Genomic DNA, 10,756 nt, shown 5'->3' with positions numbered 1-10,756 from the left:
CGCCTTTATCCACCCGCTCTGCTGTTTTCTTTAAAGTTTAATATAGAATGACAAGTTTTCCTTAACCACCAACCACTGTTTACTAACCACTATCTACCTCACACCTCAAAGCGACTGAAGGTCGCGACCTCACTCCTCAAAGCGAGCTTGCGAGCGACCTCATCGCCTCTAATTACTATCTTTACCACATGCTTCACCCGTCCGCATTTGTCCACCCCCTAGCGAAAGTCCACGAGTCCGCCTCGGTCGGGCCCTGGTGCCTGGTGGACGAGGGTGCCGAAATCGGCCCGGGAGTTATTCTCGAGAGCCGCGTGCATGTGTACGGCGGGGTTTCCATTGCCGCCAACACCCATGTGTACGACGGTGCCGTTCTCGGAGCTCCCCCGCAAGACCTCAAGTATGCCGGGGAACCCACTCGCCTTGAAATTGGCGAAAACTGCATTATTCGCGAATATTGTACGCTCAACCGAGGGACGGTACAGGGGGGTGGTTGCACCCGCATTGCCGATGGCGTGCTGATTATGGCGTATGCCCACGTGGGACACGACTGCGAAATTGGGACTCATGCGGTCATATCCAACGGCTGCCAGCTTGGGGGGCATGTCCGCATTGGCGAGTACGCGACGCTTGGCGGTGTCACCGGGGTGCAGCAACGCAACCAGGTCGGGGCCTACGCGTTTGTGGGCGGGACGCTCAAGGTGGATCGCGATGTGCCGCCGGCCAGCAGGGCTTTCGGCATTCCGCCCAAATGGGGCGGCCTGAACCTCCACGCGCTTCGTTTATATGTAAACGAATTCCCGTCTTCCCGTATCGATTCCCTTTCGCGGGCTTATCACGAACTGTACCGGAGCGGCCGGCCGATTGCCGAGGTGGTCGAAGAATTGAAAAAAGGCCCAGAACCATTGTTCCAGACCTTTTTCGATGATTATTGGTCCGGGACGTTGATACGTCCCTGATCCCTCTAGGTAAAAAATTTACTGTATCAACGCATTCGGGAATCCCGGATACCACGCCTTGCCTTTGCGATCGTACGCCTCGAATCCGCCGACATAGGTGAATCCCCAGTAGTGGAAAGACATGTTGTATTTCTGTGCGGCTGCCACGGTTTCTTTTGCCCATCTGGCCTTTGCTTCGTCGCTGGGGGCGTCTTTACCGCAACTCCAGTTGGTTTGACCCGCAATTCCGAATTCGCCCACGTTCATCGGGATGAAATCCGTCCCGCTCACGTCCGGATAGAGTTGCATGCCCAACTTGGCGAAACCCATGAAGTCGCTTGCCGCTTTGTTCGCGTAAGCGGCGTCTCCCTTGCAGTCGTAGCCGTGACCCTGGTGGCTGAACGTGTAGGGCTCGTAGTAGTGACCGCTATAGATGATATTTCCGTCCGCAGGAAGCTTGAGTATGGCTAATTCTGCAAATTTTGCAGCGAGGAAAGATTCGAACATAATGGTCTTTCCGGGTGCTGCCGCACGGATCGCTTCGTATGCGCTGAGGAGCACGTCGTTGACCAGGTCCTTGTTGGGAATTGTCGGTTCGTTGAGAATGTCGAACGCAATCATGGAATCGGGGAATGCGTTGAATTCCGTTGCAATCTGTGACCAGAGGCGCACAAAATGCTCCTTTTCGGCCTGGAACAGGGCGATGGTATCGCTCTTGCCGCGATGGGCTCCGCCACCGAACGAGTTGAGCTCTACGTAATGGTGGAAATCGAGGAGCACGACCAGCCCTTCGTTGATGGCTAGCGTAACGTCTTCCTTGACCCCGGCGAGAATTTCCGGGTCGACTGTGTGTGTCTCGTAATTGGAATTTCTTTGCCAACGTACGGGCAGACGGATGGAGTTGAATCCGGCTTCCTTGATTATCTTGAAATCCCCGTCTTCGATGGGGTTGCTCCAGCAGTCGTCCAAGCAGTTGCGGTTATCACCGTCCCAAGAGTTCCCGAGGTTGATACCTTTGCCTAGGCGTGCGTTCATGGCGCGACCTTTGGAATAATCTACGGGAACGACTTTTCGGCCTGTGTTATTGTCGCCAGGGTCCGATACGGCAGCTGCTGGAGGTGTGCTGCTGTCGCACGCGATAAGGCTCGTCGATATGCTTACGATGGCGGAAATCGCAAAAAGGAAAAGTAAACTTTTTTTCATAGTGAAACCTCCATTAGGGCCCTTTGTAAAAATACTTAAATTAAAATGGTTACGAGGTAAAATCCCCAAAATAAAGTGTTTACGTAAGTAACCATGGTTTAGGCCTCAAAAATCAATATTTGGGGCTTTCCGCTTCTGTAAATCCGCCATATTTTTTCGTCCTGCGAAATCCAATGCCCGAAAAACAAGCTATATTGTAGCCAATCCGAATATGGAGATTTGTACCTATATGAATGGAAATTTGAAAAAAGCCGTCTGGACGGGTGCCCTCGCCGCACTGGTCCTAGCCTCTTCTTCTTTTGCAGGTTACGGGTTCAGCGATTATCGCGACCGTGACCAGTCCCGCTTCGTGATGAAGCCTGCGAAGCCGTTCCGTCCCGATAAGGAAGTTGTCACGGTTGTTATGCGTGAAGCTATTCCACGCGGTGGTGGATACACTTACCAGTATCCCCGCGAAAACCCCGAGCCGGTTCTCACGGACAAGTATGCCATGGAAGGCGCTCTTTCCATGGAAATTGAACTTATCGCTAGCGACTATTCCGGTGTGGCTATCTGTATCGCCGGTTCCGTTGACCTGACCCCGTACCTCGAAGAAGGCGTCCTTGAATTCTGGATCAAGGGTGCCAAGGGCGGCGAAAACGCCCTGTTCGTGCTGGTGGATGATGGTGTGAAGAGCGGTGGCGAATCCTTGCAGGTCAAACTCCGCTCCAAGAGCCTTGGCGAAATCACCACAGAGTGGAAGCATTTCAGTATCCCGCTGAAGCTGTTCGGCAATACCGGTGTTTACTGGGATGCCAAGAACACGCGCGAAGTGATGCTCCCGTTCGCCTGGGACAAGTTCAAGGGTTTCCGTCTCGAAGTCCGCAAGGATGAAAACGAATCCTTCAAGGTCTGGATAGACGATATCGTAATCAAGAAGCATGGCAAGCCGTACGAAGGCCCGGCCTACTATCCGTTCCGCAACGAGATTTAAGAGGATTTTATGCGCAAACCAGTTTCTAGTATTTTACTTGCTTCTTGCCTCGGCGCGGCGTGGGCGCTTCCCCCGCAGTTGCAGCTCGATTCCCTTCATGCGGCTTTGGACACGATGTCCAACAACATGGAATCCACGTTGCTGGGCAAAGACGACCTGCCGCTTGCGGTTTCCGGTTACATGGCTTTCCGCTTGAAGAATTTCCAGTATAGCGAGCCGAGCCCCTGGGTCCGAGATGACCGTGCCAGGACGGCTGTGGACGCGACACTCAACGTGAACGTGGTCGCCATGCCGAATTCCTACATCACGTTGTTCACGAACCTGTCGTTCCCGTTCGACATGACCGGTACGTACACGAACACCTTGGCGAAAAACCCGACGAATGCGCCGTCTAACGACGAACGCGTCCTCTACGACCACTCGTCGGACTACTACACCTCTACGCTTAACGAAGAATTCAATGTGGGCGTGGATATCCGTGCCGGTGTCTTTGGCGCCTACGTCACGGCGGGCGGTGTCATTTGGGCGAATGCCTCCCCGCTTACCATGTGGGAACGTGAAACCATGGCTCGCTTCTCTTGGCAGTACGAACTCTACGAAGACGAAAAGACTGTCAGTACCTATTACAAGGAAAAGTCGTTCAAGCCGGTTAAGGAAGGTGGCCGCGCATTCTGGACTAACCGCTCGTTCGGTGGTGTCTTCGGCAATGTGTACCAGCTGCCCGCGAACATGAAGGCCCAGTTCCTCGTGTCCCAGCCGATGGATGCCGACATGGCGACCCGTGACGGTTTGCGTATGTACGGTGGCCAGCCGGGCGAACTTGAAATGATCGGTAGCTACGACTTGCGCGGAAGTGTCTATCATGGTCGTATCGCCAAGGAAAAGATTGCAGACAATCTTACCTTGGGTCTCAACTATTTGGGCGTCATCTATGACGAAGGAACGGTTTACGAACCGGATTTCAGCAGAGAATGGCTTGCTTCTGATTATGGTGCCCCGCTGCTTCTCGATAACCATGTCGCTTCTATCGATATCAAGGGAAACGTCTCCCAGAAGCTTTTCATGATGGCTGATGTGGCTGTGAATGTCACGGACTCAACGGTGTTTTACCGCTCCGGGCAGAATAGAACTTATAAACCGGATGACCCGAACTCCGGTTACTCTGCGAATGCCCATAATGCTGCGTTTGAAAAGACGGGGAAACCTCAGGTGGGCGTATACGTGAAGGCTCAGAGCAAGCACATCGAGGGCTGGCCGATTACTGTGGAAGCCGCTTATTTCGGCAAGGACTTCTATTCGCCCTACGCTATTACGAACCCGTCCCGCTTCCCGGGATGGCGCAAGGACGAAGCTTACCTGAATGGAGGCTCTCTCCGCTATTCTCCCAATTTGGCAGGTATCAACCTCAAGTTGGAACCGACGTTCAATCGCGGCTACTTTGACTTGCAGTACGGCCAGCATCGCCAGATCGAAGCCGGCCAAGACGTGATCGTGTTCAACTACCGTTTGAACGGCCGCAACATGTGGGAAAGCTCGAACTCCTGGACGAAGCACAAGCCGTTGTTTGTCGCCGACTCCGGTAACTTCAACGGTGCCGGTTATATCAATCGCGCCGGTGTCCAGATGAATTCCGACGATGGTCTCAAGCAGTACCGCCAGCGTGGTGGCTTGTACGGTGGAACCTGGGAACTTTGGGAATCCTTCGTTGCCTACGAGAATGCCGAACAGATTCTGGATGGGCAAGTTCCTATGCATGCCAAGTGGGATTCCTACTTCTCGTTCATGGGCGGTTACGATATCGGCCATTGGTTCGGAACCGACCGCAATATCATGATGACTGCTTTGATTGCCCTCTCGGGTGTGTCAACCTCCTTCGCTCCGCTCGCTGTGAACGAAAAGAGCTTCGACATGTTGATAAGTTCCTTCTATGGGCAGTTCGAACCGACTGTCGCCATTACCACCAAGTTCCACATGGTGGGTATCCTTGGTCTTGAAACGTTCCGCTCTGGATATGCTTACTGGGCCGATCCGACCTCTTGTACTGTGGATAACCAATCCGCTTACAAATCTCAAGTGAATATCTACTTGTACAAGAAAGCTCCTATCAACTACAGGGAAACGGCTTTGGGCCTCGGCTTCGACTGGGACTTCGCCGACCGTGTCGGTCTGCATGTCCGTTACAAGTATATGACCCATTCCGACGAGACAGTTTCTATAAACGATTGGCATTCCCATTACATTTCCGCCGAAACAAAGGCGTGGTTCTAACGGAGGGTGCTAAAGATGAATATGAAAATGAAAAGAACTTTGTTCACTCTTCTTGCCGCTTCGGTGGCTGCCTTGGCTAACCCGGTCAATGCAAATAAGGATTTGCTGGAAAGCAAGGCCGACACGGCAAATGCCAAGCGTGGATTTGAAATCGGCGGTGCCATTCGCGCTGTAGCTCAGCGTTCGTCGTTCGATACGAAGCAGAATCAGGCGGATGCAATCAAGATGCCGACTGAGGAACGCAACGAGTTCGTCACGGCCGATATTAATTTCGGCTTCCGTCCTTACGAGGAAGTCCGCGCCAACGTGATGCTTCGCCTTGGCGGCGGCATGCAGGAATATTTCGCATCGGCTGCAAAAACGCTGACCGTGGCCTGGATTAACGTCGAAGGGAACGTCGGTAACTCGTTCTACTGGATTGTGGGTGACTTCCGCCAGCAGTATTCTCCGTTGACACTCTTCTTGCCGGGTATCGACATCATGTACGAACCGACGGTGTTTGCCCGCAAGCGTCACATGGCGCAGAAGGAACAGATGCTCGAAGGCAACCAGCGTAACTTGCAGGGTGCGAACCTCCAGTTCCGTGCGAACTTGGGCGAGGCCGCCGGTGAATTTCGCGCCGAGGCGCTGTTCGCTCGCGTGAACCGCACTTCCGTCCTGGACTTCAGCGGTGCCGAGGGCAACATCATGCCGAATGGATTCTTTGCCGGTGCAACGCAGGCGTCCAACATGGACAAGTGGCTCGCTGCTGGTAACCTTGAACTTCTTCCGCTGAACAAAAACCTTTACATTGGCGCAACGCCGATGTACATCTTTGACAACAAGAATACTTATGCGCACAATGTCTACAGGCATGGGACTGATGAGGACCTGGAATATGACATCGGAAGTCCCTACGAACGCGGTGACGTCAATCCGTTCGACACTGCGGCGCAGAACACGTTCGTCGTGAGTGGCCGTTTGGGTGCGGATGTCGCCGGGCTCATCGGTTCCAAGACTTTGGTGGCCGACTTCGTAGGTGAAGGTGCCATGTCGATGGACAAGGTGGACAAAATCAAGAGCATTGATCTTGCCACTGGAGCTATCAATACTGCAGAAGAAACAGAAAATGGAAAGGCCATCCTTGTGACGGCGAACCTCGGCTACAAGGTTCAAAACAGTTTTGGCGTGGTCCTTGCCGTTGACTTTATCCGCAACGACAGTAACTGGTACAACAACTTGGCCCAGTCCTCCAACTTCTTCGCTCAGAGAATTCTCAATTCCGACGTAGATACCAACCAGGTGCGCTTCGGCGTGAATGCTCCGCTGTACAGCACCTTCGACGCTCTCTACAACTTCTCCCCGAAATTCGCTCCCGTGGCTGTGACCTTGGGTACGGACGACAAGAAGACGGCGGGCGGCCAGACGGAAAGCTACAACATCGCCCCGTACAACAAGAACTCCTGGACGACGAACGTCTATACGCACGCTCAGCTCGCTTTGCTCGAGAAGTTTGCAGACCCGAACATCCAGCTTTCTTTGCCGAACGGCCTTGCTACGGCAAACCGCATGGGTGGTCGAACGGTCTTGACCACAAATTGGAAGGATCTTGCCGAACTTCAGGGTATGTTCAGTACCTTCAACCAGGTCAAGGCTTTGTCTGGCTTTAAAGAAGCGAATTACATGGAATATGGCGGCGGTGCCAAGTGGGACATCTTCAAGACTGCCGGTTTCCAGCGCCCGCTTGAAATTTCCGGTTCTTACAAGCATTCCCAACGTTCTGTTGATTACGATCCCGCTATTATTGGAACCGCAGGGACTGCGGAATTCAAAAGCGACTTCATCAATGCCGGGCTCTACTTGCAGTACTTGCCTCGCTTAGGTTTCACGGCCGGCTTCCAGATGATCAATTCGGAAATCAACGACCAGCAGGCGAAGCTTGATGCGAACCTCTCCTTCCCCAATGTCGACAGGAAGAAGACCCCGATTCTTAAGGGAACTCAGAAACAATGGATGGTCGGCTTGGACTATGCCATGGAAGAACATGCCTGGCTTGCGGTTAATGTAGGCCAGATTATGGTCAGCAACAAATATAGCTTGGCCTTAGGTGGTGCTGCTCTGGGAACCTACAAGGTGGGAGAAGATGGCAATTACTCCTATACGGAATCCAAGGATAAGTCTATGAACATGCCTGCTTACTACTATGTTGAGGCGGATGCGAACCCTGCGACGTTTACTCATGAGTTTACCCAGATGATTTTTGAAGCTTCCATTAATGTGGAATTTTAATGGGAGGTAACTAAGATGAACTTCAATATGAAAATCAAAACAATCGCGCTGATTTCCTCCTTTATGTTCTCGGCCGATTTCGCTCTGGCAGAGAATCAGGATTCCATCGTTTCCCAGCAGAAGTCTTTGCTCGAAACTTTGGATTCCTTGAATGATGCCGTTCTCGGCCTGAGAGTTAACGGTACGGCGAAGGCTGGGGGGCTAACTTCCATTGCTGAATCAGACAATTTCTCCGATGAATCCGCGACGCAAGAAAACCAGGCTTTCACCGATGTCGACTTGAAATTCGGAGCAAATCCGAGTGCCGAAACACATATCGACGTCCGTATGCGTTTGCATAAGGACTGGCAGAGCGCTTACGATGTGAACAACAATCCGGTTATCGGTCACTGGTTCTCGTACGACGGACTTATCCTCAACAAGCATCTGAGCTTCAATCTCGGTTATATGCGTGTCGGATATTCTCCGCTTACCATTAGCACTCCGCAACCCGATCTGTTGCAGGAACCGGAGATCCTTGCGTCCCACAGGGTCGAAGCTCTGGCTCGCCGCAACCTGGATACGACGGACAGGCGCTTGCTGCACGGCTTGAATGCCGAATACAACAGCGGCAAGATTGGTGCCGTGGACAATGTGGCCATGCAGATTACTGGCGCTCGCTTGCGCAACATCTCCAAGAAGAGCGATCAGGTCTTCTTTGATTTCGACTTCTCGGACCGCTATCTCTTCGCTTCCCGTCTTGGAGTGGATCTCATGGGCGTTCATCTCGGTGGCGACATCTATAATGTTGCCGACCGCAAGCTGACGACTCGTGCGCACACTTTGGATAAATACGATACGACATACTATGAATTCGATCGAGTTATTTCGGCCGAGTTAGGTTTTGCGAGCAAGCCTTTGATGCCGTCGCTGCCGTTGGAGTTCGGCTTTGATGGCGAATACGCTATGTCAAACTGGCGTATGGATCGCGATTACCAGTCGTCGAAGAAGGTGAGAACGTACGTTTTGGCGTCCGGTCAGGATCCCAAGGTTCCGGCAGACTCCTTTGTCTACTACAAGCCTCTGGATCAGGATTCCAATTTTATCTTCTCTGAAAAGTACGCTGACGATGATGGCAAGAGCTTCTACGTGGAACCCTTTATCCGTGGAGAAGCTGCCAATGTCGAATACAATTTGAAGGTCCGCTATTTGCAGACGGATGAAAAGTTCTGGTCCGAGATGGCTGCGACCCCGTCTTATCGCGGTGGTGCTGTCGTGCTGAATGCGAACGCCTTGTACAAGAGCGTCGGCGATAGCATGATTGTTGCGAATTTCGGTTCCTCCAGCTTGGAAAACCTCTATTTCAATGTCTACAATGCCGTGACCTTGAATGCGACGAACTTGATTACATCGCACTCTTCCAGTGCTCTTTCCGCAAAAGACGAAAGCGAATACCTCTATTCTCGCCTTTACAACAACTATAAAGACGGTCATTTCTATCGCAACGGCTATTCGGCGAGTATCTTGAAGCGTAGCGAAATCAGTTCGGACATGTTCGCCCTCGATCCTACGGTCAGCCTCGCGATGCCGTATGGCGATGTGACTCCGGACCGCAAGGGTGTCAAGACTTCTCTTGACGTGAACTGGAACGACATTCTCACGTTCAATGCACGTTTTGACATGTTGACCCAGCCGCACAGTTCCAAGATAAGCATCGATGCTGCGGGCACGCCGAGCATCGTTATCGAAGAAAACAAGTACACCCGCTATGCTGCCGGTCTTGGCTTTGATGCCGGCCAGCTCCTTTCGATGGACCGCAAGATTCTCATTCAGGGCTCTTACGACCATTCCGAAGAAAGCGCAAACTACAACCGCAAGGCGGACCGCATTATGGGCGGCTTCACGGTGGATGTGTATGGCCCCATTTCCTTCTTGGGAAGTGTGCAGATGTTCAACAAGGAATTCGGCGAAACGGGTTATGCTATTGCCGACGGACTTGCTTATGTGATGGATACCAAGGAAATGCTCACTCTCGAAGGCATCCGTGTGAAAATTGCTCCTGCATCCTATCTGGATTTGCAGGGTGGCTATCTTAAGAACGAAATCACCTATAAAGCTATGGACGTGAACGGTGCCATGCAACAGTCTAAACTTTCTGTGGGCAAGATTGTCGCATCCGCCGATGTAACGGTTAATTTCTAAGGAGTCTTGAAAATGAAAAGATTATACCAAGGCTTGACGGCAATTGCAATTGCGGCTCTTACCGCATGCTCTTCCATGGAAATCAACGATGTTGAGGCTGTGGCAGAGAACTATCCTAGCGATTTTGATGCCAAGGTCTACCTGGAACTCCATCCAGTGTTGTTGACCTTGCAAATACTCAACTATGTCAGTGCAGAAAACGACGTGTATAAGTCTTCTATGAGTGCTGAGGCTTATGCCGCCAAGGTGACCGAAGATTCGCTTGCCTTTGTTCGCGATACGGCTTCTGTTCATAGGTTCTTTGTCAGCCCGAGATATGCTGCATATTCCGAGGAAAAATGGGATTCCGTTTGGATCGAAAAACAGGATACCATTGTAACGCCTATCGATATCAACAAGGTTGTGCGTGTTACCTTGGATACGTTGGATTCTGCAGGAGCGACGACTGGGTCCCAGCTAATCTATGTGGATAGCCTTGTTCTGGATACCACCGGATTGATTTGCGAAATCTTTGGCAAACTGGATACGGCAGCAACCGAGGTGTCGAAGATCGAGGTGGACAACGTAACGACGAAAGTCAATAACAAGTTGACCAAGACGGAAAAAGTGGGCACCAGAGATTCGGTCTATGTGAAGATAACTCCGCCGGGCCTTGATTCTTTGTCGCTGGTATATATTTTGCCCTACAACCTTTATGGAGTGTCAAAGGATATTGATGTGTTGAACGCTTTTGAGTCCGACTTGGAAGCCGCAGCCCGCCAGTTCCTTGCATTTGGTCGTAGCCACGGATGGGCTTACCGCCGTTGCAGTGCGGAGGAAAAATCCCATAAAGCAGTTGACCCGGTCTACAATCCGGTCAATTATCCCGCAACTAAACTGTACTGCGATGACGACGGCGTAGCCCGTGAAATTTAAGTAGGCGAGGTAT

General features: G+C 51.9%; 7 protein-coding genes. 6 read left to right on the top strand and 1 reads right to left on the bottom strand.

The window, feature by feature from the left end; genetic code table 11:
- Nucleotides 1–188: 188 nt before the first annotated feature.
- A complete protein-coding gene (lpxA, locus tag Q0Y46_RS07345; RefSeq protein WP_295681461.1) occupies nucleotides 189–956 on the top strand; it encodes an acyl-ACP--UDP-N-acetylglucosamine O-acyltransferase in 768 nt (255 codons plus the stop codon).
- Nucleotides 957–974: 18 nt separating this feature from the next.
- Here lpxA and Q0Y46_RS07340 read toward each other — a convergent pair whose 3' ends face one another.
- The gene (locus Q0Y46_RS07340) at nucleotides 975–2,138 is read right to left on the bottom strand and encodes a cellulase family glycosylhydrolase (protein WP_297946221.1); all 1,164 of its coding nucleotides are present in this window, start codon (nucleotides 2,136–2,138) and stop codon (nucleotides 975–977) included.
- Between the two features lie 229 nt (nucleotides 2,139–2,367).
- On the opposite strand from Q0Y46_RS07340, the gene Q0Y46_RS07335 reads away from it, so the two are divergent.
- From Q0Y46_RS07335 to Q0Y46_RS07315, 5 genes are read left to right on the top strand one after another with little or no spacing between them, the layout of a single operon-like run.
- Nucleotides 2,368–3,111, top strand: coding sequence for a carbohydrate binding domain-containing protein (locus Q0Y46_RS07335; RefSeq protein WP_295681456.1), 744 nt, complete (start codon nucleotides 2,368–2,370; stop codon nucleotides 3,109–3,111).
- 9 nt (nucleotides 3,112–3,120) lie between these two features.
- Nucleotides 3,121–5,379: a hypothetical protein gene (locus Q0Y46_RS07330; RefSeq protein ID WP_295681454.1), complete on the top strand. Its 2,259-nt coding sequence runs from the start codon at nucleotides 3,121–3,123 to the stop codon at nucleotides 5,377–5,379.
- A 15-nt stretch (nucleotides 5,380–5,394) separates the two neighbouring features.
- A complete protein-coding gene (locus tag Q0Y46_RS07325) occupies nucleotides 5,395–7,647 on the top strand; it encodes a hypothetical protein (protein ID WP_297946218.1) in 2,253 nt (750 codons plus the stop codon).
- Nucleotides 7,648–7,662: 15 nt separating this feature from the next.
- Nucleotides 7,663–9,828, top strand: coding sequence for a hypothetical protein (locus tag Q0Y46_RS07320; protein WP_295681449.1), 2,166 nt, complete (start codon nucleotides 7,663–7,665; stop codon nucleotides 9,826–9,828).
- A 12-nt stretch (nucleotides 9,829–9,840) separates the two neighbouring features.
- Nucleotides 9,841–10,743 carry a hypothetical protein gene (locus Q0Y46_RS07315; protein ID WP_295681448.1) on the top strand — a complete coding sequence of 301 codons (903 nt, stop codon included), beginning with the start codon at nucleotides 9,841–9,843 and terminating at the stop codon, nucleotides 10,741–10,743.
- The last annotated feature ends 13 nt before the right edge of the window (nucleotides 10,744–10,756 follow it).

Origin of the sequence: uncultured Fibrobacter sp. (assembly GCF_947305105.1) — a bacterium.
Classification (GTDB): Bacteria; Fibrobacterota; Fibrobacteria; order Fibrobacterales; family Fibrobacteraceae; genus Fibrobacter.
Note: the sequence above shows the minus strand (reverse complement) of the source record. Positions and strands in the feature narration are given on the sequence as shown.

Bases quoted from the DNA above. Each gene is read 5' to 3' on its own strand.
- lpxA (WP_295681461.1), top strand. From the start codon at position 189: ATGCTTCACCCGTCCGCATTTGTCCACCCCCTAGCGAAAGTCCACGAG.
- Q0Y46_RS07340 (WP_297946221.1), bottom strand. From the start codon at position 2,138: ATGAAAAAAAGTTTACTTTTCCTTTTTGCGATTTCCGCCATCGTAAGC.
- Q0Y46_RS07335 (WP_295681456.1), top strand. From the start codon at position 2,368: ATGAATGGAAATTTGAAAAAAGCCGTCTGGACGGGTGCCCTCGCCGCA.
- Q0Y46_RS07330 (WP_295681454.1), top strand. From the start codon at position 3,121: ATGCGCAAACCAGTTTCTAGTATTTTACTTGCTTCTTGCCTCGGCGCG.
- Q0Y46_RS07325 (WP_297946218.1), top strand. From the start codon at position 5,395: ATGAATATGAAAATGAAAAGAACTTTGTTCACTCTTCTTGCCGCTTCG.
- Q0Y46_RS07320 (WP_295681449.1), top strand. From the start codon at position 7,663: ATGAACTTCAATATGAAAATCAAAACAATCGCGCTGATTTCCTCCTTT.
- Q0Y46_RS07315 (WP_295681448.1), top strand. From the start codon at position 9,841: ATGAAAAGATTATACCAAGGCTTGACGGCAATTGCAATTGCGGCTCTT.